This window comes from Longimicrobiaceae bacterium (assembly GCA_035696245.1).
Taxonomy (GTDB): Bacteria; Gemmatimonadota; Gemmatimonadetes; order Longimicrobiales; family Longimicrobiaceae; genus DASRQW01.
On the sequence record DASRQW010000029.1, the window covers coordinates 15,633 to 39,685 of the forward strand.

The 24,053-nt window shown below is 71.0% G+C and carries 25 protein-coding genes; 11 read left to right on the forward strand and 14 right to left on the reverse strand.

Annotated elements, in window-relative coordinates:
* Window positions 1–42 precede the first annotated feature (42 nt).
* The 4 genes from VFE05_01165 to VFE05_01180 all read right to left on the reverse strand — a co-directional run bounded on the left by VFE05_01165 (window position 43) and on the right by VFE05_01180 (window position 3,763).
* Window positions 43–519 carry a hypothetical protein gene (locus VFE05_01165; protein ID HET6228653.1) on the reverse strand — a complete coding sequence of 159 codons (477 nt, stop codon included), beginning with the start codon at window positions 517–519 and terminating at the stop codon, window positions 43–45.
* Window positions 520–592: 73 nt separating this feature from the next.
* Complete coding sequence (locus VFE05_01170; protein ID HET6228654.1) at window positions 593–1,885, reverse strand: acyl-CoA dehydrogenase family protein; 1,293 nt, start codon at window positions 1,883–1,885, stop codon at window positions 593–595.
* Window positions 1,886–1,887: 2 nt separating this feature from the next.
* A complete protein-coding gene (locus VFE05_01175; protein ID HET6228655.1) occupies window positions 1,888–2,721 on the reverse strand; it encodes an enoyl-CoA hydratase family protein in 834 nt (277 codons plus the stop codon).
* A 229-nt stretch (window positions 2,722–2,950) separates the two neighbouring features.
* Window positions 2,951–3,763, reverse strand: coding sequence for an SDR family NAD(P)-dependent oxidoreductase (locus VFE05_01180; GenBank protein HET6228656.1), 813 nt, complete (start codon window positions 3,761–3,763; stop codon window positions 2,951–2,953).
* A gap of 319 nt (window positions 3,764–4,082) precedes the next feature.
* Here VFE05_01180 and VFE05_01185 point away from each other — a divergent pair, with 319 nt between their 5' ends.
* Entirely contained in the window at window positions 4,083–4,472 is a 390-nt protein-coding gene (locus VFE05_01185; GenBank protein HET6228657.1) for a hypothetical protein, read from the forward strand.
* Between the two features lie 138 nt (window positions 4,473–4,610).
* Here VFE05_01185 and VFE05_01190 read toward each other — a convergent pair whose 3' ends face one another.
* Together VFE05_01190 and VFE05_01195 are read right to left on the reverse strand one after the other, a co-directional pair.
* On the reverse strand, window positions 4,611–5,429 hold the full coding sequence (locus VFE05_01190; GenBank protein ID HET6228658.1) for a DUF5995 family protein: 819 nt from the start codon (window positions 5,427–5,429) through the stop codon (window positions 4,611–4,613).
* Window positions 5,430–5,464: 35 nt separating this feature from the next.
* Entirely contained in the window at window positions 5,465–6,316 is an 852-nt protein-coding gene (locus tag VFE05_01195) for a hypothetical protein (protein HET6228659.1), read from the reverse strand.
* A 146-nt stretch (window positions 6,317–6,462) separates the two neighbouring features.
* On the opposite strand from VFE05_01195, the gene VFE05_01200 reads away from it, so the two are divergent.
* Window positions 6,463–7,677: an AI-2E family transporter gene (locus VFE05_01200; protein HET6228660.1), complete on the forward strand. Its 1,215-nt coding sequence runs from the start codon at window positions 6,463–6,465 to the stop codon at window positions 7,675–7,677.
* A gap of 256 nt (window positions 7,678–7,933) precedes the next feature.
* On the opposite strand, the gene VFE05_01205 is transcribed toward VFE05_01200, so the two are convergent.
* From VFE05_01205 to VFE05_01240, 8 genes are all read right to left on the reverse strand, one after another.
* Entirely contained in the window at window positions 7,934–8,509 is a 576-nt protein-coding gene (locus VFE05_01205) for a DinB family protein (GenBank protein ID HET6228661.1), read from the reverse strand.
* 187 nt (window positions 8,510–8,696) lie between these two features.
* On the reverse strand, window positions 8,697–9,200 hold the full coding sequence (locus VFE05_01210) for a peptidylprolyl isomerase (protein HET6228662.1): 504 nt from the start codon (window positions 9,198–9,200) through the stop codon (window positions 8,697–8,699).
* Between the two features lie 137 nt (window positions 9,201–9,337).
* Window positions 9,338–9,778 (reverse strand): hypothetical protein, encoded by a 441-nt coding sequence (locus tag VFE05_01215; GenBank protein ID HET6228663.1) that lies wholly within the window; start codon window positions 9,776–9,778, stop codon window positions 9,338–9,340.
* A gap of 94 nt (window positions 9,779–9,872) precedes the next feature.
* Entirely contained in the window at window positions 9,873–10,313 is a 441-nt protein-coding gene (locus VFE05_01220) for a hypothetical protein (GenBank protein ID HET6228664.1), read from the reverse strand.
* Window positions 10,314–10,622: 309 nt separating this feature from the next.
* Window positions 10,623–10,880 carry a hypothetical protein gene (locus VFE05_01225; protein ID HET6228665.1) on the reverse strand — a complete coding sequence of 86 codons (258 nt, stop codon included), beginning with the start codon at window positions 10,878–10,880 and terminating at the stop codon, window positions 10,623–10,625.
* Window positions 10,881–11,002: 122 nt separating this feature from the next.
* Window positions 11,003–11,824: an FAD binding domain-containing protein gene (locus VFE05_01230; protein ID HET6228666.1), complete on the reverse strand. Its 822-nt coding sequence runs from the start codon at window positions 11,822–11,824 to the stop codon at window positions 11,003–11,005.
* On the reverse strand, window positions 11,821–12,249 hold the full coding sequence (locus VFE05_01235; protein HET6228667.1) for a (2Fe-2S)-binding protein: 429 nt from the start codon (window positions 12,247–12,249) through the stop codon (window positions 11,821–11,823). The genes VFE05_01230 and VFE05_01235 overlap by 4 nt, the downstream gene beginning before the upstream one ends.
* Complete coding sequence (locus VFE05_01240) at window positions 12,240–14,447, reverse strand: xanthine dehydrogenase family protein molybdopterin-binding subunit (GenBank protein HET6228668.1); 2,208 nt, start codon at window positions 14,445–14,447, stop codon at window positions 12,240–12,242. Before VFE05_01240 ends, VFE05_01235 begins: the two co-directional genes overlap by 10 nt.
* A 363-nt stretch (window positions 14,448–14,810) precedes the next feature.
* Between VFE05_01240 and VFE05_01245 the strand changes: the two genes are divergently transcribed.
* The 9 genes from VFE05_01245 to VFE05_01285 all read left to right on the forward strand — a co-directional run bounded on the left by VFE05_01245 (window position 14,811) and on the right by VFE05_01285 (window position 23,782).
* Window positions 14,811–15,236, forward strand: a complete 426-nt coding sequence (locus VFE05_01245; GenBank protein ID HET6228669.1) for a helix-turn-helix transcriptional regulator — start codon at window positions 14,811–14,813, stop codon at window positions 15,234–15,236.
* Between the two features lie 633 nt (window positions 15,237–15,869).
* Window positions 15,870–16,409, forward strand: coding sequence for a hypothetical protein (locus tag VFE05_01250; GenBank protein HET6228670.1), 540 nt, complete (start codon window positions 15,870–15,872; stop codon window positions 16,407–16,409).
* Window positions 16,410–16,633: 224 nt separating this feature from the next.
* The gene (locus VFE05_01255) at window positions 16,634–17,341 is read left to right on the forward strand and encodes a hypothetical protein (GenBank protein HET6228671.1); all 708 of its coding nucleotides are present in this window, start codon (window positions 16,634–16,636) and stop codon (window positions 17,339–17,341) included.
* A 284-nt stretch (window positions 17,342–17,625) separates the two neighbouring features.
* Window positions 17,626–17,808 carry a hypothetical protein gene (locus VFE05_01260; protein ID HET6228672.1) on the forward strand — a complete coding sequence of 61 codons (183 nt, stop codon included), beginning with the start codon at window positions 17,626–17,628 and terminating at the stop codon, window positions 17,806–17,808.
* Window positions 17,809–17,859: 51 nt separating this feature from the next.
* Complete coding sequence (locus VFE05_01265; protein HET6228673.1) at window positions 17,860–18,057, forward strand: hypothetical protein; 198 nt, start codon at window positions 17,860–17,862, stop codon at window positions 18,055–18,057.
* 128 nt (window positions 18,058–18,185) lie between these two features.
* Complete coding sequence (locus VFE05_01270; GenBank protein ID HET6228674.1) at window positions 18,186–18,410, forward strand: hypothetical protein; 225 nt, start codon at window positions 18,186–18,188, stop codon at window positions 18,408–18,410.
* Between the two features lie 290 nt (window positions 18,411–18,700).
* Window positions 18,701–21,526 carry a DNA polymerase I gene (polA, locus tag VFE05_01275; protein HET6228675.1) on the forward strand — a complete coding sequence of 942 codons (2,826 nt, stop codon included), beginning with the start codon at window positions 18,701–18,703 and terminating at the stop codon, window positions 21,524–21,526.
* 496 nt (window positions 21,527–22,022) lie between these two features.
* Entirely contained in the window at window positions 22,023–22,970 is a 948-nt protein-coding gene (locus VFE05_01280; GenBank protein HET6228676.1) for a hypothetical protein, read from the forward strand.
* 191 nt (window positions 22,971–23,161) lie between these two features.
* On the forward strand, window positions 23,162–23,782 hold the full coding sequence (locus VFE05_01285) for a metal-dependent hydrolase (GenBank protein ID HET6228677.1): 621 nt from the start codon (window positions 23,162–23,164) through the stop codon (window positions 23,780–23,782).
* Window positions 23,783–24,053 lie beyond the last annotated feature (271 nt).

A 24,053-nucleotide genomic window follows, 5' to 3' on the forward strand; every position in this document is an offset into this window, starting at 1 on the left:
CGAGCGGGCTTGCATCGCGAGCGGACGGTCGGGCAGACGACGTCAATGCTGCTGCGCGTCGGATGACGGGCGGCGGGCCTTCATCGCCTCGGGCGGGACGCGGAGGAGGCCGAGGATGCTGTCCACCTCCGGGCGCCCCGCCGGACGGGAGACGAAGGCGCCCTGCCGCACGGTCTCGAAGAAGTTGGGGCCCACGCCGAAGCTGCCCTTGAAGGTGCCGCCGTCGTACAGCTCGGCACGCACGCGGGGCACGGGCACGCCGTACCAGGGTGCCGTCCACGACGTCCGCCGCGCGTCCACGAACGAGAGCACGCGCGCGATCTCGGCTGGCTCGCGCACGTCGCGCAGCGTGTCCTTCCCGCCCGCGCCGATCACCAGCAGGCGGGTGACGCGCCCCACGGGCGGGAACGCCACCTCGGGCCCGCGCAGCAAGCGCGCGGCGGCCACGTTGCCCATCACCACCACCAGCAGCACGGCCAGCGCCCATCCGCCCAACCAGCCCCAGCGCGACTTCGTCATCGTCCCTCCTCTCGTCTCAACATCGGCGGGCGTTCTTCCGCCGCCGTTCGTCTCCCCTGCCCTCCTGCGAGCCTCACCCTCCAGCCCCAGCGTCCTCGCGCTCCGCGGCGGCGAGAAGCTGGCCGGCGATGACGAGCTTCTGCACCTCGGTGGTGCCTTCGTAGATGCGGAGCGCGCGGATCTCGCGGTACAGCTTCTCCACCGTGGCGCCGGAGACCACGCCGCGCCCGCCGAAGAGCTGCACGGCGGCGTCGATCACCTGCTGGGCGCTCTCGGTGGCGTGGAGCTTGGCCATGGCGGCCTCGCGGGTCACGCGCTCGGCGCCGGTGTCGCGCGTCCACGCGGCACGGTACACGAGCAACGCGCTGGTGTCCACCGCGAGCGCCATCTCGGCCAGCTTCGCCTGCGTGAGCTGGAAGTCGCTGAGCGGCTTGCCGAACGCCTGCCGCGTCCGCGTCCACCCGACCGCCTCATCGAGCGCCCGGCGCGCGAAGCCGAGAGCAGCCGCGCCGACGGTGGAGCGGAAGACGTCCAGCGTCCCCAGCGCGACCTTCATCCCCGCGCCCTCGGCTCCGACCAGCGCGTCACGGTCTACGCGGCATCCGTCGAACCGCAGCGTGGCGAGGGGATGCGGGGCGATGACGTTTATGCGATGCGTGACGGCCAGGCCGGGGTTGTCCGCGCCGACCACGAAGGCCGCGAACCCGCGCTCGCCTGCCTCGGGGAAGCGGCAGAAGACGACGTAGTGGTCCGCGATGCCGCCGTTGGAGATCCACGTCTTCTCGCCGTCGATCACGTAGCCGCCGTCCACCCGCCGCGCCGTGGTCCGCATCGCGGCGACGTCGCTGCCCGCGTCCGCCTCGGACAGCGCGAAGGCGGCGATGGCGTCGCCGCGCGCGACGGGCGGGAGGTAGCGCCGCTTCGCATCTTCCGACCCGAACAGCGAGATGGGGCCCGTGCCGAGGCCCTGCATGGCGAAGGCGAAGTCCGCCAGCCCGTCCGCGTACGCCAGCGTCTCGCGCGCGAGGCAGAGGGAGCGCACCTCCAGCCGCTCGGTCGCGCCGCCGTACGCCGCGGGAACGGTGTAGCGCAGCCAGCCGGCATCGCCCAGGCGGCGGACGAGGGAGCGGCAGTGGGTGTCGACGGAGGCGGTGGAGGCCCCCTCCCCCAGCCCCTCCCCCAAAACTGCCTGGGGGAGGGGAGTCTGGTCCACGGCGGGGGAAGATTCCGGGCGTCGAGCGGGCGGGGCGGCTTCGGCAGACGGGTGGCCGGGGAGCTCGGCGGCGGTCCAGGCGGAGAGGCGGGCGGAGAGGGCGCGGTGGGCGTCGTCGAAGAAGGGCCAGGACAGGTAGGTGCGGTCTGGCACGATCAGGTGCCCTGGAAGACGGGCTTCTCCCTGGCCGCGAACGCGCGGAAGGCGCGGGCGAAGTCCTCGGTCTGCATGCAGATGGCCTGCGCCTGCGCTTCGGCCTCGATCGCCTCGTCCACGCCCATCGACCACTCCTGGTGCAGGCAGCGCTTGGTGATACCGTGCGCGAACGTGGGGCCCGCGGCCAGCTCGGCGGCGAGGGAGAGCGCGTCGTCCAGCACCGCGTCCGGCTCGCAGATGCGGTTGAAGAAGCCCCAGCGCTCGGCCTCGTCGCCCATCATCGTCCGCCCCGTGTACAGCAGCTCGCTCGCGCGACCCTGGCCGATGATGCGCGGCAGGATGGCGCACGCGCCCATGTCCGCGCCGGACAGGCCGACCTTGGTGAAGAGGAAGGCGACCTTGCTGCGGGCGGTGCCCAGCCGCAGGTCGCTCGACATCGCCACGATGGCGCCCGCGCCCACGCACACACCGTCGATGGCGGCCACGATGGGCTGGGGGCAGCCGCGCATGGCCTTCACTAGGTCGCCGGTCATGCGGGTGAAGGCGAGCAGGTCGTCCATCCGCCCCTCGTCCTTCATCTTCACGAGCGGACCGATGATGTCGTGTACGTCGCCGCCCGAGCAGAAGTTGCCGCCCGCCCCGGTCACGACCACGACCTTCACGTCCGTGGCGAACGAGAGCTGGCGGAAGTGGTCGCGCAGCTCGCCGTAGCTCTCGAAGGTGAGCGGGTTCTTGCGCTCCGGCCGGTCCAGCGTGACCACGCCCACCTTGCCGCTCACCCGCCAGCCGAAGTGCACGGGGCTCAGATCGGCGGCGGCGATGCGTGTGGTCATGCGGCGGGGCTCCGGGGGATGTGCGCGACGGAGGGAGATGCCCCCTCCCGCTTCGCTTAGGCTCGCACCCTCCCCCGCAAGCGGGAGAGGGTTGGGGGTTCGGTGCGTTTCGGACGGTGCGGGTGCAGACGGATGCATCGGGGTTAGTCCGCGAAGGCGGACTTTGCGCGGTCGTTGCCGCGGTTTCAACCGCCGGGCTTGGGCATCGACCTCGTCCGCGTCTCCCGCATCACCCCGGCATCACTTCGCCGCCGGCGACGGCGAGGGCCTGGCCGGTGACGGCGCTGGCGGCGGGGCTGCACAGCCACGCGACGGCGGCGGCGACCTCTTCCGGCTCGATCAGCGTGCCGCGCGGGTTGATGCGCGTGAGCATCTTCAGCGCCTCGTCGCGCGTCTTGCCGAGGGCGGCGACCAGGCCGTCCATGGCGGCGCGGGCCATGTCGGTGTCCGTGTAGCCGGGGCAGACGGCGTTGACGGTGATGCCCAGCTTGGCCGTCTCCAGCGCCAGCGCGCGCGTGAGGCCGATCACGCCGTGCTTGGCCGCGCAGTACGCCGCCGTCTTCGGGTAGCCGCGCAATCCGGCGGTGGAGGCGACGTTGACGATGCGGCCGGCGCGCGCGGCCTCCATGGCCGGCAGCACCTGGCGCGTACAGAGATAAGTGCCGGTCAGGTTCACCGCCAGCATGCGGTCCCACTGCTCGCGCGGCATCTGGGCGAAGGGCGCGCTGTCCGCCTGGCCCGCGTTGTTCACCAGCACGTGCGGGTCGCCCAGCACCTCGCGCGCGGCGGCGAAGGCGCGCTCCACCGACGCCTCGTCGGCCACGTCGCACACCTGCGCGCGCGCCTCAACGCCCCAGCGCTCGCGCAGCGCCGCCGCGCCCGCGCTTACGCTCTCGCGCGTGCGGCCCATGAGCGTGACGTTCGCGCCCAGCCGCGCCAGCTCCTCCGCCACCGCCGCGCCGATGCCGCGCCCGCCGCCGGTGACCACCGCGTGCCGTCCGGCCAGGTAGCGTCCGTCGGAGGGAAGTGCCGCGTGGGGCATGTCGCGTGGGTTCTCGGGAGATGTGGACCGGCGGGGTCGCCGCGAGCGCATCTTCCGTCTTCGGGAGATGAACGGCGGACGCGCGGCGGATGCGATTCTCGCACGCCCGGCGGCGAGCCGCAAGGCGGGAGACGAGTCGTCGGATGCGCATCCTCAGAAATCCCGCGCCCGGCGTCCGGCGGATGCGCGGCGTCGGGTGGGGCGATGCCCCACGGCGGTCGCGGAGAGGTCCCGATCCCCGCGGTTTCCATCTCCCGGCAGCTTTGGTGAGCGTGGGAGGGTCCACGCGCGCCACGCCACCCAGCGACCGGAGGCCGCGGTGAACGCCAACGAAGCCCCGCCCCGCCCGCCGGAGCGCGCCTGGACGGTGCTAGCCGGGTACGGCCGCCGCCCCGCACGGCTGGTGGTGACGCGCCAGGGCCGCACCGCGTGGATGCTCCGCACCGCCGCCGCGCTCGTGGCGTGGATCGGCGGGACGGCGGCGACGCTGGCGTTCACGTTCGACCCGTTCGTGGCGTCGCTGCCGGGAATGCTGGGCGGGGCGTTCGCCTTCCGCACGTGGCGCGGGCGGTACGCGGTCCAGAGCTTCCGCGGCGAGTGCCCGGCGTGCGGCGCGGCGCTGCTCATCAAGCCGGGCGCCCGCATCGGCCTGCCGCACAAGCTGGTCTGCTACGCCTGCCACCACGAGCCGCACCTCGCGGCCGTCTAGCCCTACATCTACCGACCCGCCTCCGAACGTCCCGCCGACGCGGACGGACAGCACTCCTTCTACCGTCCCTCGAGCGTCGGCCCGACTCTCCGGCCGGACGGCTTCTCATCTACGAACCGCCCGTCGATCCGCGTCTGACTACGCGAGGCTGGGCGCGGCGAACGATTGGAAGGCGGGGTCGTTCGCGGCGTGGGCAGGCATGCGCGGGTGCGTCTGCTCGCCCTGCGCGAGGACGCGGATGTTGTGGCGCACGTCGCGGCTCTCGCACGAGCGGATGGCGTACACGAGCGGGCCGGGGCAGAGCACGGCCTCGCCCAGCGCGACGGCTTCCAGGTCGCGCACGCCGATCACCCACTCCTGCTGCTCGGGGCCGAGCGGCGCCAGCTCGGTGGCGAGACGCCAGGCCAGGTCGCGCGCGCCGCGCATGCCCACGCCCGCGAGCTTCAGCTCCAGCGCCTGCGCGCACGAGGTGAGCACGCGGAAGCCGGGCGACTCCTCGTCGATCTCGTGCTCCACGATGGGCGTGAGCGCGGCCAGGATGTCGTTGATGCGGTCGAAGTCGCCCCGCAGCCCAGCGAGCGCGGCGCCCGGGCAGGTGCGCGCGGCGGCGATGCCCAGGTCCAGGTCGATGTGGGCGTTCATGCCGATCATCAGGTGCTGGAGCACGATGTGGTCGTCGTCCGCCGCGGCGGCGAAGGCCTGCGCCCATGCGTGCGTGGGCCGGCCGCCGCGCGCGTGCGTGTCGTACGCGTCGAGGTAGCGGCAGGCGAACGTCACGTCGAGCCGCTCCATGCGCGGCCCGTCCTGGAAGCGGCCGGCGGCGATGCCGTCGCGGACGGCACGGGTGACGCGGCCGTACAGCGCGGCGAAGTAGCCCAGCCGGTCGCCCCGGCGCTCGCAGTCGTCCACGATCGCGTCCAGCCGCGCGATCACGCCGTCTATGGTGGTGGGCAGCATCGTCTCCCTCGGTTACGTGAAGGTGCTCGGGCGGCCTACTTCTTCCGCTTCTTGTTCTTCTTCCGCGCCTGCTTCTCGGCCTTCTTCTTCCGCTTGGCCTTCTCCGCCTCGCGCGGGGAGGTGCGCTGCCACCCCGTCCCGCCCGACCCGAAGTCGTCCGCGCCGCCTGGCTCGCGCATCGGGAAGACCGGGAAGAGAGGACGGCGCGGAACCGTCCGCTCCTTGCGCAGCCCCATCGCGATCTCGATGTCCTCCAGGTCGCCGGTGACGACCGGGTCGATGCCGCGAGCCCCGTACACGGTCTCGATCAGGGGCATGGCCTCGGCTGCCCGCAGGTCCATCAGGTGGCTGGCGACGATCGAGCTCACGACCACCTCGTTCGTCTCGTACAACTCCAGCTTGGCCGTGAGCGCGGCGACCACCTCGGCGCGCAGGTCGGGGTGGGCCCGCGCGATCTCGACCAGCGCGTCGCCCGCAGCGGCCTGCACGAAGTCGTCGTCCGCGATCCCATCGTCGAACAGCACCTGCCTGGCGGGCTCCAGCGCCGCGGCCCCGATGCGGCCCAGCGCCAGCGGGATCACCTCGGCCGGGTAGTCGCTCTCGTGGTAGCGCACCAGCGCGTCCAGCAGCACGGGAACGGCCTCGGGCGCGCCCAGCTCCCCCAGGATGCGCCACGCGTGGACGGGCCCCCAGAAGTCCGCGCCGCCGGTCTCCATCCCCTCGTCCTCGACGTCGCTCTCCGAGAAAAGCGCGTCGTCCACGGCCATCCGCAACAGCTCCGGCAGGTGCTCGCCCCCGATGCCCAGCGACTCGGCGGAACGCTCGGCGTCGTGCGCTCCGCCCAGCTCCAGCAGCGCGCTCACCGGCGGCGTGTAGCTCTGTTCCATCGTCCCTTCCTCAACGAGTGTGATTTCGGTTGATGTGCGGCAGCGCCGCACCGCCCGGCCGGGCGCGCGATGCTGCGGCACGATATGTTCGTGGGCGAGGCACCGCACGGCTTTCGGCCGCCGTGCCCCCACCGCACAGGACACGCATGAGCATCGATCGCAACCGAGGCACCGGCGACGACGACGGTTTCGTCGACAAGCTGCGCGGCCCAGACTCCGTGCTTACGCCCGACGTGGATCCGCGGGCCGACGCGGAGCCCAACGCCCCCGGCGGGCCCGAGCCCGATACCGGCAAGCTGGGCGAGGCCATGCGCCGCAGCCCGCGCGTACGCAACATCGGCCTCACCATCCTGGTGGTGCTGGCGGTGTTCTACACGCTGTACTTCGCCCGCGGGTTCTTTCTGCCCGTGGTGTTCGCCATGCTCTTCAACTTCCTGCTCAGCCCGGCCATCCGCGCGCTGAACCGGCTGCGCATCCCCTCGCCGCTGGGCGCCGCGCTGGTCATGCTGGCGCTGCTGGGCGGGCTGGGGCTGGGCATCTGGCAGCTCGCCGACCCGGTGCAGAGCTGGATCTCGCGCGGCCCGCAGAGCTTCACCAGCACGGTGACCAAGCTGCGCAAGCTGGGCCGCCCCGTGGCACAGGTGAGCCGCACGGCCGACCAGGTGGAGAAGGCGACCAACGCCGTCGCCGGGCCCACGCGCACGCCCGAGGTGGTGGTGAAGGGCCCCAGCTTCGGCGAGCGCCTGTTCGGCACCACGCAGACGCTGGTCACGTCGGCGCTCGAGGTCATCATCCTCCTCTACTTCCTGCTGGCGGCGGGCGACCTCTTCCTCCAGAAGCTCGTGGGCGTCCTGCCCAACCTGAACGACAAGAAGACGGCGGTGCGCATCGCGCGGCAGATGGAGGCGTCGGTATCCACGTACCTGCTCACGCTGGCGATGCTGAACACCGTGCTGGGCTGTGCCGTCGCGGCGGTCATGTGGGCGCTGGGAATGCCCAACCCGGTGCTGTGGGGCGTGCTGGCCGGGCTGCTGGAGTTCGTGCCGTACGTTGGCGCGGCGACCATGCTGGCGGTGCTCTCCATCGCCGGGCTGGCGACGTTCGACAAGGTGGGGCACGCGCTGCTGGTGCCCGCCTGCTACCTGCTCGTCAACTTCGTGCAGGCGAACTTCCTGGCCCCCACCGTCATGGGCCGCCGCCTCACGCTGAACCCCGTCGCCATCCTCATCGGCCTGGCGCTGTGGTGGGAGATGTGGGGCGTGGCCGGCGTCTTCATCGCCGTCCCCCTCCTGGCCACCTTCAAGATCTGCTGCGACCACATCGAGACCCTCGCCCCCGTCGGCGAGTTCCTCAGCAAGTAACCCTGCGAGACGGGAGATGCGCATCTCCCGTCTCGCATGAACCACCAGATCTCCGCCGTCCGAGATGTGGCGCCCTCAACCGCTTGGTGGGGGCGCACCTGCGTGCGCGCCCGTCTTCCGCAGCGAACCTCTCCGGCGACTTGCCGTGCTGCGGCAGCACTGGCCGACACGCAGGTCGGCCCCTACCGGTCCGCAGCGATGTTTGGCCTTCCCCGGCCTCGCATCGCCTCGGAGATACTGTCGTGGCGGGCTGGCGTCAACTGAGTCGGCTTGGCGGGAACGCGGGGTGGGAGCGGACGCGAGCGGCCTGTGCGAGGTGGCGCTGCTCGTGGGCGACCATCAGCTCCAGCGCCTCCGCGGCGGTGAAGCGGAGGATGCGCGCCACGGGCGACGAGATCTTCACCTTTTGCGGATCGCGCCCGCGCGCCTGGACGATGAGGTCGCCGAGGGTTCGCTGCGAGGCGGCGAAAGCTTCCGCGGCACCTGCGGGTGCGGGCGCCGCATCCGGGCGGAAGCGCCGGGGCGCCTTCATCCGCGACTTGCCCTGCGGTCCGACGGCGCGGATGAACCAGCGCGCCAGCATGCGCGGCCGGTACTCGCCCTCCGGCGCGCCGGGCGGCGCAGCAGCGAGCGCGGACCGCAGCGGCGCGAAGTAGAGCTCGTTGGTGACGCGCAGGTGGTCCAGGCACTGGGCGATGCTCCAGGCGCCCTCCGCGGGCGGCCACGCGAGCTGCGCGTCCGTGAGCCCCGCAGCCAGCGCCTCCGCCTCGCGAGTCGCGGCGTCCGCATCCCGCTCCAGCCGGTCCAGCAGTTCCGCCGCGGTGATCCCCATCTCCCGTCTCCTGTCCTGGTACGCTCGAGATCCCGATCCATCCGCTCGTGTTCGACCGAAGAACCTCACGCGGAGACGCGGAGTCGCGGAGAACAACCCGCTTCTCTGCCGTTCTCCGCGCCCTCCGCGGCTCCGCGTGAGCCCGCCGTTCTGGATGGTGGAGGTGCAGCCCGCGCGACGGGAAAAGCTACCGCATCCGGGTGATGGAGAGGATGCGCACCGGGGTCCGCAGGCGCTCGCCCTCGGCGGGGAGGCCCTGGATGCGGCGCACCACGTCCATCCCGTCCTCCACCCGCCCGAACACCGCGTAGCCCTGGCCGTCCGGCGTCTCGTCGCGCCAGTCCAGGTACGGCTGGTCGCCGAGAACGACGAAGAACTCCGAGCGCGCGCTGTTGGGCGGTCCGAACCGCGCCATCGACACGGCCCCGTCCACGTGCTTCAGCCCCGTTTTCCTGGTGCTCTCCAGGGGGATGGGCGGCAGCAGGCGCGTGGAGTCGCCGTACCACTGCCCGCCCTGCACGATGCCCGTCGTCCCCTGGAACGGCACCGCAGGGTCCTTGCGGATGCGGTAGAAGGCCGCGCCCGCGTACCGCCCCTCGTCCACGTAGCGGAGGAAGTTCGCCGCGGTGACGGGTGCCTTGTCCGCCAGCACCTCCACCGTCACGTCGCCCAGGTCCGTGTGGATCCGCACGCGCGGGTGCGTCTGGCCCGACGCGGGCCCGCACGCCGCGAACGCCAGGACCAAAGCCGCCCCACGCACCGCCGGCGCGAGAAAGCGTCCGGCGAGCGTCCTCGTCTCAAGTTCCTTCCGCGCTCCGGCCATCCGTGTCATTCCGCCGCGAAGTGTGCGACCGCCAGCAGAAGCGCGACAGTCGCGACGACCAGGGCACCGACCACGATCCCGCCCGTCAGCGCGGCCGTGCGCCGGCCGTTCACCCGCTTCACGCGGTATCTATCGCGCACCACCACCCCGATGAGCTTGCCCGCGCCATCGGTGGACACAAGCCCCTCGGCGGTGCGCACCTCCGCCCCGCGCAGCCATGCCGTGTCGCCGCGCATGTACGCGACCTTGCCGCGCACTTGGACGGCGTCCGGGGCGATCGCGCTGCCGTCGGCGGCGAACACCTGCAGCGGCGGCCCGTCGCGCCGGTTCACCTCCACGTTCTCGCTGGGCATCGGCGCTCCTGGCCCGCCCAGCGCGTACGAATGGCACCCTGCCGAGAGCGCGACCAGCAGGATCGCGATGAAGCGCTGAAAGATGGGCCGCACGGAGCTCTCCGGAACGTAGATGGATGACGGACGACAGCACCCGCGGCGATTCCAGGACGCATCCCGATCCCGATCGCCGGCCCGGCTCGTCACGTCAGTCGACGCGGGTGGACAGGGCTGCGACCCACGCGGCGAAAGCAGCGGCGGCGGCCACGATCACCACGCCGCTCGCCAGCAGCAGCGTGCGCGTGGAGCTGACGCGCCGCACCCGCAGGCTCTGCATGGGCACCACCACGCCGAGCAGAGAGTCCGCCTCTGCGAGCGGCATCGCGCCGTCCAGCGAGCGCACCTGCGGGGCGCGGAGCCAAGCCGTGTCGCCGCGCAGATACGCAAGGCGCCCGCGCACCTCGATCGCGCCCGGCACGGCCTCGCTGCCGTCCGCATGCGCCACACGGAGCGGCCGCCCATCGCGCGTGGCGATCACCACCCGATCGCGCGGCTGAATGCGGCTGGTGGAGCCCGGCACGTATGCGTGGCAGCCGGCCAAGCCCACGGACAGCAGCGCGGAGCAGGCCGAACGGAAGAGAAGCCGCATGATTGGATCGGTGGAGAGACGGGGACAAACAGAGAGAGGGTACTGGAACGCACTACGACAGTGTATCCGCCCTTCCCGCCGGAATCCAGGGATGGGGCACTTCCACCGACGCATTCTCGATCGGTTGAGCTTTGACCTGATCTACGGAACCAGGCAGGCGCCGAACTCGCCGAAATAACGAAGGGTTGTGCACCCTAGGATGCACAACCCTCCGGAACTGTGTACCCGTTTCCCCGAAGGGAGCGGGCTTCTGCTGACGAAAAGCTACCTCTGCCGCCCATAGAGGGCAAGCTAAGCACCCAGGATACCTCATCCACCAAAAGCATCCCGGGACCTCGCCGGGCGAGCCGGCTCCGCGGGTTGGATCCGCTCCAGGATGTCCGCCAGGTTGCCCGATGCGATGTCTCTCACGTCGACGTGATAGACTTCCTCGATCCGCCGAAAGTATGGCTCGTTGTCGTTTTCCCCGTGAAAGTCCCACAAGGAGGATTCGTCGGTGATGACACAGTCGTCGTAATCCAGCTCCAGCACCTCGCGAAAGAATCCGGCCGCCAGGTCTTCCAGCATGGAGATGCGGTCCCGCGAACCGAACCCCAGATCCGGGACCGCCCGCGAGGGCTGTGATGCAGAGATACCTCCCGGGCGCAGCCCATCCAAGATCGCCCGCAGCCACACGAACCCGCGTCCCGTCACCCCGTCTCGCCCCACCAGCGGGCGAGGAGGTTCTGGGACACGCGGCGGCGGTACTCGGCGGTGGAGCGGACGTCGTCGATGGGGTGGATCTCGTCACCGAGGACGCGCTGCGCCTCCTCGATCGTCGCGCCGCCGGCGAGCGCGGCTTCGGTCTGCGGCAGCCGGACGACGGTGGCGGCCACGCTCCCCAGCGCGATCCGCGGCTGCGGTGCGCGCACGGCGGCCATCACCACTTTGCTGATGGCCTGCGCGGCGCGCGTCCCCACCTTCCGGAACCATTGCGCGCCGTCGATCCGCGGGATCTCAACCGCCACGATCAGCTCGTCCGGCCGCAGCACGGAGGCGCGGTAGCCGGTGTGGAAGCCCGTGAACGGCACTCGCCGCTCGCCGTCCGCGCTACGCAGCACGACCACCGCCTCGGCCGCCGCGAGCACGGGCAGGCTGTCGCCGGCGGGCGAGCCGTTGGCGATGTTGCCGCCCAGCGTGCCGCGGTTCTGGATCTGCACGCCGCCCACCTCGCGCGCCGCCGCCACGAGCATGGGGATGCGCGCCCACACCTCCGGGTGCGCGATGATCTGCGTGTAGCTGGCCGCCGCGCCGATGCGCAGCACGCCATCCACCGCCTCGATCCCCCGCAGCTCCTCCAGCCGCATCACGTCGATGAAGCGGCGCGCGGGGTTGGTGCCGAAGTGGAGCGTCACGTACGTGTCGGTACAGCCTGCGAGCGGGGTGAGCGGCGCCGCGTCGCGCATCATCTCCAGCGCTTCGTCCAGCGTGCGCGGCTCCAGCAGGCTCAGGTCGGAGAGTGCCGTCCTCATGCGCCCGCCGCCTGCACGGAGCGGTAGATGGCCTCGTAGCCGGTGCACCGGCAGAGGTTGCCCGCCAGGCCCGTGCGCACCTGCTCCAGCGTGGGGTTGGGCCCCAGCGCCGCCGCCGCGAGGATCATCCCCGGCGTGCAGATGCCGCACTGCGCGCCGCCATGCTCCGCGAACGCCCGCTGCAGCGGATGCTCCCCGCCCAGCCCCTCGATGGTCGTCAGCTCCGCACCCGCCGCCTGGGCGAAGGGCACCAGGCAGGAGACGACGGGTTGCCCGTCCATCAGCACCGTGCAGGCGCCGCACTCGCCCTCGCCGCAGCCTTCCTTGGTGCCCGTGAGCCCGCACTCCTCGCGCAGCACGTCCAGCAGCCGCTTCAGCGGGTGCGCGTCGACCTCCACCTCCATGCCGTTCAGCCTCAGACGCATGCGGCCTCCAGCAGCGGAGCGGCCATCACCTTCTCCGGCACGGCGGGGATCTCGCGCACGTCCAGGCCCAAGTGGCGGATGGCGTTCACCACCGCCGGCGCGGGGCCGTCGATGGGCATCTCGCCCACGCCCTTGGCGCCGTACGGGCCGTGCTTGCCCGGGTTCTCCAGCACGACCACGTCCATGGGCGGCGTGTCCAGCGTGGTGGGGATGACGTAGTTGGTGAGCTGCGCGTTCAGCATCACGCCGCCGCGCATCACCACGTTCTCCATGAGCGCCCAGCCCAGGCCCTGGGCCGACCCGCCTTCGATCTGCCCCGCGACCAGCATGGGGTGGATGGCCTTCCCCACGTCCTCCACCGCGGTGAAGCCGATGGGGCGCACCTCGTACGTGTCGGGGTCCATCTCCACCTCGGCCACGTTGCAGCCCCAGCCGTAGGTGGCGTACGCGTCGCCGCGGTACATGGCGTCGTCCCAGCGCACGTCGGTGGGCACCTCGTACTCCTTGGTCACGACCAGCGGCCCGCGCTCCGCGAACCACTCCGCCGGCGTGCGGTCGCCGATCGTCGCCCGCATCTCCTCCGCGCAGCGCTGGAGGATGCGGCCCACGACCATGCAGGTGCGCGATGCCACGGTAGGCCCGCTGTCCGGCACCTTGGACGTGTCCGGCAGCGCCGTCTCCACCGTCTCGTACGGCACGCCCAGCGCGTCGGCCACGATCTGCGCGTGCATCGTCCGCGTCCCCTGGCCGATCTCGGAGCTGCCGACCAGGATGCGCACGCCGCCTGCCGTCGCCTCGAGCGAGGCTTTCGACGCCAGGTGCACCTCGCCGCTGCCGGTGAAGCCGGAGCCGTGGAAGAAGAGCGAGAGGCCGATGCCCTTCCCCGTCCCGCGCCATTCTTCGCGCTTGCGGTGGAAGTCCGTGCGCCGCACCGCCTCGGCCAGCGTCTCCAGCGCGCCGCAGTCCTCGTGCATCAGCTGGCCCGTCGCGGTCGTGTCGCCCGGCCGGAGCGCGTTGATCTCGCGCAGGCGCACGGGGTCCATCTCCAGCGCCTCGGCGATGCGCTCCATGTGCACCTCCACCGCGAACTGCGTCTGCGGGGCGCCGAAGCCGCGGAAGGCGCCGTTGGGCGGCGTGTTCGTCATCACCGCCCGCCCGGAGATGCGCACGTGGTCGCAGCGGTACGGCCCGGCGGCGTGGATGGCGCCGCGGGAGAGGACCACGGGGCTGAGCGTGACGTACGCGCCGCCGTCCATCAGCACGTCGATCTCCATCGCCGTCAGCCGCCCGTCCCTCGTCACGCCGGTCCTGTGGCGGATGACGGAGGGATGGCGCTTCGTCGTCGCCACCATGTCCTCCACCCGGTCGTACACGATCTTCACCGGCCGCCCGGCCTTGAGGGCGAGCAGCGCGGCGTGGCCGGCCAGGATGGACGGGTACTCCTCCTTGCCGCCGAAGCCGCCCCCCGTCTCCGTCTGCACGATGCGGATCTTCTCGCCCGGCATCTCCAGCAGCACCTTCATGGCCTTGTGCACGTAGTACGGGCACTGCAGCGAGCCCATCAGCGTGATCCCGCCGTCCGGCTCGGGCACGGCGATCATCCCGTTGGTCTCGATGTAGACGTGCTCCTGGTGCCCCGTGCGGTACTCGCCCTCCACGACCACGTCCGCCTCCGCGAAGCCCGCCTCCAGGTCGCCCTTCTCGATCCCCAGCTTCTTGAGCACCACGGTGGACTCCAGCGGGTCCAGCACCGGCGCCTCCTCGTCGTACTCGATCACCACGCGCGCGGCCAGCAGCGCGTCGCGGTCCTCGTGGGCGAGAAGGAGGATGGGCTCGGCCGCGTGGTTCACCTGAGTCTCCACCAGGTACGGCTGGTCGTCCTCGATGAGCGCGACGACGTTGCGGCCCGGCACGTCGCGCCAGTCCACGACCGTGAACCCCGCCGTATCGAAGTCGAAGCGGATGGACCGGATGCGCCCCTTCGCCACGGTCGAGCGGACGGTGCGCCCGTACAGCATGCCCGGCAGCGCCAGGTCGTCCACGTAGCGCGCACTACCGTTCACCTTCTCCGCCCCGTCCTTGCGCGCGACGTTGCGGCCCACGGCCGCGTTCACGCCCGCCTCCATGGCGTTGGACGGCAGCAGGACGACGGCGCTTCGGGAGATGGACGGCGGACGGGCGGGTGGGGCACGCTTCACCTCGAGGGGGGATGGGTGTCTGCCGGGCACGGCGTGGCAGCCGCGCGGGGCGGAACGCCTGCCTACGCTATATACGCCGCCCGGGCGAAACCGCAATGCCCGGCGGGCGGGAACATGCTGCGCCGCACGGTGGCGAATGGGAGCGGACGGGAGATACGGCGCGGCGGAACATGCCCTTCGCACAGCGGATCGATGTCCCGCGCGCCGGCGGGGGCCGCAAAGCGGGGAACGGTGCGCCGTACGTGACACTTGCCCTGGGGCGCGGCGGGATGCATTCTCAGGGAGGGGAGCCTCCGCGCGGTCCTCGCGCGGCCCTTTTCCCCTCCCGGCATCCCCCTCCTCACTGACTGAGCGGCTACGAAAATGGAACCGTCCGCGGAGTTCTGCACGCGACTGCGGCAGGCTATGGTGGGGCACGGCCTCACGCAGACCGAGCTGGCGCGCCGGCTGGACGTGCGCGACGCCACGGTCAGCGACTGGTTCAACCGCGGCACCCTGCCCAGCGGCAGCGTGATGCTGCGCCTTCCCACGGTGCTGGGGGTGGACGGCCACTGGCTGCTCACCGGCGCCAGCCGCGACTCGGCGCCCATCCCCGCCCAGCTCTCGGAAGAGGAGCGCGTGCGGCTGGAGGCCATGCTGGACTCGGCGCTGCGCATCGTGCGCAACGCGGGCGACGGCGGTGGCTACCTGCGCGTCAGGGAAGCAGGCCAAGGTGAGAAGCTCGCCCTGGAGGCGATCGATCTGCACCGCCGCTCCGGGCGGCAGCGGGCGGGCCGAAGCGGAAGCTGAGCGAGCGCATCTCGCGCAGCACCTCCGGCGGGAAGGCCGCGGCGGGCAGCCGCAGCGGCAACCCCGCTTCTCCCGCCCGGTCCGGGTCCACCACCAGCACGTCCCCCGCTCCCACTCGGGGGATTGCCCGCAACTATCCATGACCTCGGCGTGCCGGCCCCTCCGGCGGCGGGCTCGCGCGGCACGTAGGCATCCAGCCCCGGCTCGACCTCGCGTGTAGTCGGTGGTGCCCACCGGCCGGGGCTCCAGCCCTTTCAGGGCCACTCCCCGGCCTTTCGTGCACCCGCAGCACGGCTCGCATGGGGGGCACGCGTGTGCGCGTTCTCCGGATTCGCGAGGGCGTGCGAAGGAACTTACCTCGGCAACTTTCCTCCCGACAAGACCAGCACACCAGGCGAGCCGCCTTGCCGCAGCCGTTCGCTCACGTCCGGGTCGCGTGGGCCCGCGCTCCGTCTTTCCGCTCGTCGAACGCGGCATTCGGCGGAGGTGCGGCGGCCCTCGCCGGACTCGTGGCGCCTGCCCGGCCGGACGATGCCGCGGCGTGCGGGCCTGCCGGAGGGGCGGGTAAGCGGTTACGTTCACCGCGTTCCGGGCGATGGGCCCGGACGCGGACGAGACGACACCGGAGCGAGCGTGATGGATACGACGGAGACGGGTTCCGCGGCAGAGGCGAAGCGCAAGCGGCGAAACGTGATGCTGGTGATCGGCGCGGTGGTGGTGCTGGCGGCGGTCCCCGCCGTGTGCAGCGGCCTGGAGCAGGGGCGGAGCGAATACGAGACGTATGCGGACGCGCAGAGGGCGGGCGCCTTCGACCGCGGCGTGCTGCCCAAGCTGGTGCCGCCCTCCGCGCGCGGCATCTACGAGAAGCACGACCTGGACAACGGCCACCGCTGGGTCCGCTTCGTCTACGCACCGGCAGACGTGCCCGCGATGACGGCGGGGCTGCGCCAGCTGGACACCGCGCAGGTGTCGCGGCTGCCGGTGGCCGGGCCCGGCTGGGCGAAGTGGTGGATGCTCAACGACGGCACCATGTCGTCCAAGCAGGGCAAGCATCTGCTCGTGTACGACACGGGCGACGGCTACCTGGCCCTCGACCCGCGCACCAGCGTCGCCTACTACTGGACCCGCGACACTCCGGCCGTCACCGGCTCCACATCTCCCGCATCCCGTTGAGCCGTCGCGCCTGACGGAACGCGTGTCAGTCGGGAGATGCGGGGCTGATGATCGGCCGCGAGCCTGATCCGCCGAACGCGATCGGCCGAGGAGCAGCCGCGGATGCAGAGGATGGCGGCAGCCGCGCATCTCCCGAGAGTGCATCGGTAGAGGATTGGGTTCCGCGGCGCGGCGCGAATGGAGGCTGGCCCGGCGTTCGTCCCACCTTCCCCGGAGGGCTGCCCATGATCGCCCAGGTCGACTCGCTGGTGCGCGTGACGAGCACGCACGGGCTCACGCAGGGGACGGTGCTGTCGTGGATCGCGCTCGCCGTCTCGGCACTGGTGGGCCTGGCCGGCGGCTACCTGATGGCGTACGGGAAGAAGCGCGGCGAGAACCTGGCGACCAAGCACGACTTCGCCGAGCTGCTGCGCCAGGTGCAGCGGACCACCGAGACGGCGGAGAGCATCAAGACGGGCCTGTCGCGCGGCCTGTGGCTCTCGCAGTCCGAGTTCGAGTACCGCAAGCAGCAGCTGGCGGAGTTCTACGGGCCCATCTACGCCTCGCTGAAGCTGCACGAGGAGTTCTACGACCTGTGGCTGGACGGCCGGTTCCAGGAGATCAACGCCGCGATCGTGAAGCGGTTCCAGACCAACAACGAGGAGATGGTGAAGATCCTGGCGACCAAGGCCCACCTCATCGACGGGCCGGTGATGCCGGAGGTGTTCACGCGCTTCACCAGCAACACCATCCTCTGGAACCTGTACACCTCGCGGCCCAACGCGCCGTACTATCCCGAGCACATCAAGAAGCTGCCCATCGCCGACTTCCCGGACGACTTCCGCGCGTACATCTACGGGAAGACCGAAGAGATCAAGCGCATCATCGACACCCTCCACCACCGCCACAGCACCGAAGCCGCGGACGTGATGACGGCGCCGGCATCTCCCTGACGCCGCGCACTGATCCCGACGCGGAGTAGGGCAGTACCTGCTGGCGAGGGTGACTCGTGGGATGTGCGAAGCGAAGCGGCGGTCCCGATTCCGGGCCCGCCGCTCGTGTTTCCAGCGGCAACGACGTACGGAGTCGATCCCGCCCGTATCGAGCCGCGCTCCGCAGAGGTTCCGGCTCATCGGCCGATGCGGAAACACGCGGAAGCGGTTGTTGCATAGGAGGGTGGGGATGAATAGATTACGGCTCCTCCATCTACATTTGCCGCCTTAAAAGGAGCAGCCCGATGCGCCAGTATCGCCTGGATACGAACGAGCTGGAGGTCACGTCGTTCGACGTGTCGTACATCGCCATCTCGCAGGCGATCACGGTCATCGTCTCGGACCCGAACACGTGGGAGGACACGTGCATCAACATGTGCCCGACCGACGACACCTGCACCAAGCTGGGCTGCACGCGGACCGCGTGACCTGACGCCGTCGAGTCCCTTTCTCCCTTGCCCGCCAACCCGGAGCGCGCCATGAGCAAGCTGAGCCTGAACGTCGCGGACCTGGCCATCACCTCGTTCGAGCCCGCAACGACCGCGTCCGCGGTCGCGGGTGGAACGATCCAGTCTGGCGGGGAGGACACGCTGGACCAGGTGTGCTTCTGCATGACGTGGGTGAAGGAGGACTGCTTCGGCCCCACGGCCGGCTGCTCCACGTCCGACGCGGCGTAGGCGCCGGGAACGCCGCGCGCCCGCCGCGCATCCCGAAGAGGCGCGGCGGGCACGATGCCGGGCTGCACGATACCGCGTGATCCGCCGCTGCCACTCCATCCCCTCACCCGCCGACCCGGAGCGCCGCCATGAGCAAGCTGAAGCTGAACACCGCAGACCTCGCCGTCACCTCGTTCCAGCCCGCGCCGGGCACCGCGCAGGCCGCCGCCGCCGGGTCGATCGATTCTATTGCCGTCGCGCTCACCCCCATCCTCTACGCCGACACGGTCGACCAGATCTGCTTCTGCATGACCTGGGTCGCCGAGGACTGCTTCGGCCCCACCGCCGGCTGCTCCACGGACAACACGGCGTAGGCATTTCCCGGAGGCACGCACCACCGCCCCGCATCGGCAGAGACGCGGCGGCGAAGCGCGAGGCACATGCGAGACGAGACGAGGGGCCGGCGGCGCGCCGGCCCCTCGTCGTTCTTGCGTCATCCACCGACGTCTTCTGGATCAGAAGCCGATCTTCTCGCCGAACGCCGGACCGCATCTCCCGGTCCCGCCCGCCGCCGCGTCTCTTTCCCCCCGCACGCGTGAGTCCGTAGATTGGCAGCCGCCCCAAGCTCCGGGGCGCACCCGCACACACGCATGCCAGGACCGACGTGGAAAAGCCCGAGAAGACCCGCCCCCGGCTGTACCTGATCGACGGCTACGCGCTGATCTACCGCGCCTTCTTCGCGCTCATCTCGCGGCCGCTCATCTCCTCGCGCGGCGAGAACACGTCTGCCGCGTGGGGCGTCACGCGCTTCCTGCTCAAGGTGATCGAGCAGCACGAGCCGGACTACCTGGGCGTGGTGTTCGACGCGGGCAGCAGCGACCGGCACATCATCTACCCCGAGTACAAGGCCACGCGCGAGAAGATGCCGACCGAGCTGGAGGCGTCCATCCCCCGCGTCCGCCAGATCATCGAGGCGTTCCGCATCCCCGTCCTGGAGCTGGCGGGCTACGAGGCCGACGACGTGATCGGCACGCTGGCGGCCAAGGCGGTAGATGCGGGGCTGGAGACGGTGATCGTGAGCGGCGACAAGGACTTCTACCAGCTGATCCGCGACGGCGTGTGCCTGCTCAACCCAGGCCGCGGCGGGCCGACGGCGGTGGAAGAGGAGTGGGTGGACACGCGCAACGCGCACGAGCGCCTGGGCGTGCAGCCCAACCACGTGGTGGACTACCTGGGCCTCATCGGCGACACCAGCGACAACGTGCCGGGCGTGAAGGGCATCGGCCCGAAGACGGCGATCCAGCTCATCGAGCAGTTCGGCGCCATCGAGGAGATCCTGGCGCGCACCGGCGAGATCAAGGGCAAGCGCGCCAAGGAGTCGCTGGAGGAGAACCGCGAGCTGGCGCTGCTCTCCAAGCGGCTGGTGACCATCCACACGGACCTGCCCGTCGAGCTGGACCTGATGGCGCTGGAGCGCGAGGAGCCGGACCGCGCCCGGCTCAAGGAGATCCTGCTGGAGCTGGAGTTCCACTCGCTGGTCCGCGACCACGCCGCGCCCACCGAGAAGGAGCCTTCCGCAGCCCGCGCCACCGACTACCGCCTGCTCCAGACGGTGGATGAGGTGCGCGAGATGGTGGAGCGCGTGCGCCGCGCCGGCCGCATGTCGGTAGACACGGAGACCACGAGCGTCGATGCCATGCGCGCCGACCTGGTGGGCATCTCGGTCGCGCTGGAGAACGGGGCCGCGTACTACCTGCCCTTCGCGCACCGCCGCAAGGTCGAGGAGCCGCCGCAGGGCGAGCTGCTGGACGCGGACGCAGGCGAGGGCAGCACGCCGCAGGGCGCCGAGGCCGACTGGGAGGCGGCCGAGGGCGAGATCGTGAACCTGCCCGAGCTGCTGTCCCGCGAGATGGAGCCGCTGGTCGCGCTGCTGGAGGACGAGTCGGTGGTGAAGATCGGGCAGAACCTCAAGTACGACTTCCTGGTCTTCCGGCGCGCGGGCGTGAACCTGCGCGGCATCGGGTTCGACACCATGGTCGCCAGCTACCTGCTGGAGCCGGGCCGCCGCGAGCACGGGCTGGACTCGCTGGCGCTCCAGCACCTGGACCACCGCACCATCGCCTACGAGGACGTGGCCGGGAAGGGCAAGACGCAGATCCCGTTCGCGCACGTGGGGCTGGAGGCGGCGCGAGACTACGCCTGCGAGGACTCGGACATCGCGTGGTGCCTGGCGGAGCGGTTCGCGCCCGAGCTGGAGCGGCTGCGGCTGGTGGAGCTTTTCCGCACCGTCGAGATGCCGCTGGTGGAGGTGCTGGCCGAGATGGAGTGGAACGGCATCCGCATCGACGAGCAGTTCTTCTACGAGATGGGCCGCCAGCTCCGCGGGCAGCTGGGCGTGGTCGAGGGGCAGATCTACGACGCGGCGGGCGGCGAGTTCAACATCGGGTCCAACCCGCAGCTGCGCGAGGTGCTGTTCACGCGCATGGGCCTGCCGGTGATCAAGCGCACCAAGACGGGCGCGTCCACCGACGTGGAGGTGCTCCAGGCGCTCGCCGCGCAGGGACACCATCTCCCGGAATTGCTGATGCAGTACCGGCAGATCGACAAGCTGCTGGGCACGTACGTGGACACGCTGCCCAAGACGGTGAACCCGGAGACGGGCCGCATCCACACGTCGTTCAACCAGACGGTGGCGGCCACCGGGCGCCTGGCGAGCAGCGACCCGAACCTCCAGAACATCCCCATCCGCACGGAGATGGGGGCCGAGATCCGGCGCGGCTTCATCCCCCGCGAGGGCTACCGCTTCGTCTCGGCAGACTATTCGCAGATCGAGCTCCGCATCCTCGCGCACTACTCCAAGGACCCGGCGTTCGTGGAAGCCTTCCGGGCGGGCGAGGACATCCACCGGCAGACGGCGGCGCTCATCTTCGGCGTCGCCGCGGCAGACGTGACGCGCGAGATGCGCGACCGGGCCAAGACGGTCAACTTCGCCATCATCTACGGCATCGGCGCGTTCTCGCTGGCGAACAAGCTGGGGATGCCGGTGAGCGAGGGGAAGGAGTTCATCGACGCCTACTTCGTACGCTTTCCCGGCGTGCGCGCGTACCTGGACGAGCAGATCGAGCTGGCGCGGAAGCAGGGCTACGTGGAGACGCTGACCGGGCGCCGCCGCTACATCCCCGAGATCACATCACGCAACTTCAACGTGCGCTCGTTCGGCGAGCGGGCGGCCACCAACGCGCCCATCCAGGGCTCGTCTGCCGACCTGATCAAGATCGCCATGATCCAGATCCAGCACGATCTGGCCGCCAGCGGCAGCCGCTCCCGCATGCTCCTCCAGGTGCACGACGAACTCCTCTTCGAAACCCCCATCGGCGAGGAGGAGCAGACGCTGGAGATGGTGCGCTCGCGCATGGAATCCGCCGCCCAGCTCGAAGTCCCCCTCCGCGTGGAGACCGGCATCGGCGAGAACTGGCTGGAGTGCAAGTGACCGCGTAACCCGAAGCTTCGGCCGCCGCGGTGAACCGTAGCCGGGGCCTGAAAGTTCGAGCCACGACGCGGGTTGGAAGTAATCCGTGAGACAACGTTCCAGCCGCACCGGTTGTCCTACCCGGAAGGGTGAACGACGAGGTCCCGCGTCCTGGTAGATGCCATGCCGCGCCCCGAATCCAAGCACCACCTGGAACAAGCTCCCCTCCCCCAGGCAGTTTTGGGGGAGGGGCTGGGGGAGGGGGCCCTCCGCGCATCATCCCCGCCCCAGCCGTGTAGAACCCGCTTCGGACGACGGACATCGCACCCCGATCCTTCCACACGGCGGCAGGTTCCGGCAGGCGATTTGCTCCCGCCCCCGGTAGCAGATGCGGCGGCCGGCAGGCGCGCCGTTCTTTCGCCGGTGCGCGGAGCGCGCTATCATAGACGCTCACATCCATCTGGCAGGAGGTCTTCATGGCCACATCACGCGGGCCGCGCCACGCCTCGTGCGCTCCATGAGCGACGCTCAGGAAAACGGCGCGACGCGCCACCTTCCCTTCGTCCTGGCCATCATCGGGGACTCGGGAAGCGGCAAGAGCACCGTCGCCAACGGAGTGCGCACCCTCATCGGGCCCGAGCGGGTGACCTCGCTGGAGCTGGACGACTACCACCGGCACACGCGCGCCGAGCGGCTGGAGCTGGGGCTCACCGCGCTGAACCCGGCGGTGCACGACCTGGGGCTCATGCAGGAGCACCTGCAGCTCTTCCGGCGCGGGCGCCCCATCCGCAACCGGCGGTACGACCACACCGACGGCTCGTTCGCCCCCATCCGCACGCTCGACCCCAACGAGGTGGTGATCGCGCGCGGGCTGCTGGGCTTCCCCACCGACGAGCTTCGGGCCGCGTACGACCTGGCGGTCTTCCTGTACCCGGAGCCGGAGCTGCTCTTCCGCTGGAAGCTGCGGCGCGACGTGAAGACGCGCGGCTACTCCGAGGCCGAGGTGCTGAAGCACATCGCCCAGCACCTGCTGGACGCCAAGCAGTACGTGCTGCCGCAGGCCGAGCGCGCCGACCTGGTCGTCCGCTACGAAATCCCCGAGTGGGACGCGCCGGATTCGGACGTGCGAATGTCGCTGCTCCTGCGCCGCGCCGCCGCCGACGCGGTGCGCAACGACGGCGCCCTGGCCCGCTTCGGCGGCGCGCTGCGGCGGGAGGATGCGGACGGCGAGCTGGTGCTGCACCTGGAGCCGTCGCTGTCGGTGGACGACGTGCGCGGCTGGGCCCGCGACCTCTTCCCCGACACGCACGACGACGCGGCCGCCGGCATGTACGAGGACGAGACGGGAGATGCGATCCCCTCCGCCCCGCTGGCGTTCACGCAGGTGCTGATCGCCGACCTGACCCAGAAGCTGCGCCGGGTGGACGAGTCCGCTCCCCCCGCCACGGTCGAAGCGGTAGCCTGACCTCCCCCGCGGCCGAGCACGACCGAGCGCGCCCGCCCGTCCCGGCGGGCGCGCTCGCGTTTGCGGCCGGGCGCACGCATCCGCTTGCTCACGCGTACGCGGGGAACTCCGCCCCGCCCGCACGGTACGCGCAGAGCCGCCGCGCTCCCGCGGCGTCCGCCTCACGGTCCAATCATCAGCAGCCGAGCCAAGTGTCCTTCCCCCCCACCCACATGCTCATCGGCGCGGGCACCGGCGACCTCGTCTCGGCCGCGGTGCCCGGGCCGAAGCGCTGGCACGTCTGGCTCGCCGCCGGCATGCTGGGCGCGCTGCCCGACGTGGACATCGTCGTCGGCCTGGCAACGGGCCGCGGGGGCACGCTGCACGGCACCTTCACACACAGCATCACCGCCGCCGTGGTCGTCGCCCTCGCCGCGTGGTTCATGGGCGGATGGCGCTGGGGGCTGATCGCGGGCACCTCCTACGGGTCGCACCTCGTGGTGGACCTGCTGGACGCGCGCGGCCCCACCAACGTGGAGCTGCTGTGGCCCTTCGCGCACGCCGAATCGTACGCCATCGCCCCCGTCTTCCCCACGGTGCCCTTCGAGACGGGCGGCGGCGCCGTCCACGCCGCGCTGAGCCTGCTGGACCCGCACATCCTCAAGTTCCTGTTCTGGCAGACGTGCGTGGGCGCCGTGTTCGCCGCGTTCCTCTTCGCCGCCGGCTGGCTCGTCCGCCGCCTCCACCGCCCTCCGCCCCCGCTCCTCGCCGACGGTACGGAGGATCGGCGCGGGAGGGAGAGGCGGAAGCGGGGCGAGGTTCCGGCTCGGTGAGTTGATGGCGGTGGACGGCCCCAGCCCCAAAAACTGGCTGGGGGGGGAGCCAATTCCACAGCGGCGGAGAAGATTACAGGCTAGCTAACCACTTGCTGCCGCAAGCAGTTCTCCCCTCTCCCGCTTGCGGGGGCAGGGCTGTTTCATTCGAGGAAACTGAGGAGTGAGTGGATGTCGTGGGCAAAGGAACGGAAGGCTGCGGTGAGGGAGCGGAAGCCTTTGCGGCGGTAGAGGGTGAGGGCGATGTTGCGAAGGAGGGCGAGGTTCTGGG

What these genes read in the sequence shown, in the direction of transcription:
- VFE05_01165 (HET6228653.1), bottom strand. Translation starts at nt 519, where the DNA reads ATGACGAAGTCGCGCTGGGGCTGGTTGGGCGGATGGGCGCTGGCCGTG.
- VFE05_01175 (HET6228655.1), bottom strand. Translation starts at nt 2,721, where the DNA reads ATGACCACACGCATCGCCGCCGCCGATCTGAGCCCCGTGCACTTCGGC.
- VFE05_01180 (HET6228656.1), bottom strand. Translation starts at nt 3,763, where the DNA reads ATGCCCCACGCGGCACTTCCCTCCGACGGACGCTACCTGGCCGGACGG.
- VFE05_01190 (HET6228658.1), bottom strand. Translation starts at nt 5,429, where the DNA reads ATGCTGCCCACCACCATAGACGGCGTGATCGCGCGGCTGGACGCGATC.
- VFE05_01195 (HET6228659.1), bottom strand. Translation starts at nt 6,316, where the DNA reads ATGGAACAGAGCTACACGCCGCCGGTGAGCGCGCTGCTGGAGCTGGGC.
- VFE05_01200 (HET6228660.1), top strand. Translation starts at nt 6,463, where the DNA reads ATGAGCATCGATCGCAACCGAGGCACCGGCGACGACGACGGTTTCGTC.
- VFE05_01205 (HET6228661.1), bottom strand. Translation starts at nt 8,509, where the DNA reads ATGGGGATCACCGCGGCGGAACTGCTGGACCGGCTGGAGCGGGATGCG.
- VFE05_01220 (HET6228664.1), bottom strand. Translation starts at nt 10,313, where the DNA reads ATGCGGCTTCTCTTCCGTTCGGCCTGCTCCGCGCTGCTGTCCGTGGGC.
- VFE05_01225 (HET6228665.1), bottom strand. Translation starts at nt 10,880, where the DNA reads ATGCTGGAAGACCTGGCGGCCGGATTCTTTCGCGAGGTGCTGGAGCTG.
- VFE05_01230 (HET6228666.1), bottom strand. Translation starts at nt 11,824, where the DNA reads ATGAGGACGGCACTCTCCGACCTGAGCCTGCTGGAGCCGCGCACGCTG.
- VFE05_01235 (HET6228667.1), bottom strand. Translation starts at nt 12,249, where the DNA reads ATGCGTCTGAGGCTGAACGGCATGGAGGTGGAGGTCGACGCGCACCCG.
- VFE05_01245 (HET6228669.1), top strand. Translation starts at nt 14,811, where the DNA reads ATGGAACCGTCCGCGGAGTTCTGCACGCGACTGCGGCAGGCTATGGTG.
- VFE05_01255 (HET6228671.1), top strand. Translation starts at nt 16,634, where the DNA reads ATGATCGCCCAGGTCGACTCGCTGGTGCGCGTGACGAGCACGCACGGG.
- VFE05_01260 (HET6228672.1), top strand. Translation starts at nt 17,626, where the DNA reads ATGCGCCAGTATCGCCTGGATACGAACGAGCTGGAGGTCACGTCGTTC.
- VFE05_01265 (HET6228673.1), top strand. Translation starts at nt 17,860, where the DNA reads ATGAGCAAGCTGAGCCTGAACGTCGCGGACCTGGCCATCACCTCGTTC.
- VFE05_01270 (HET6228674.1), top strand. Translation starts at nt 18,186, where the DNA reads ATGAGCAAGCTGAAGCTGAACACCGCAGACCTCGCCGTCACCTCGTTC.
- VFE05_01280 (HET6228676.1), top strand. Translation starts at nt 22,023, where the DNA reads ATGAGCGACGCTCAGGAAAACGGCGCGACGCGCCACCTTCCCTTCGTC.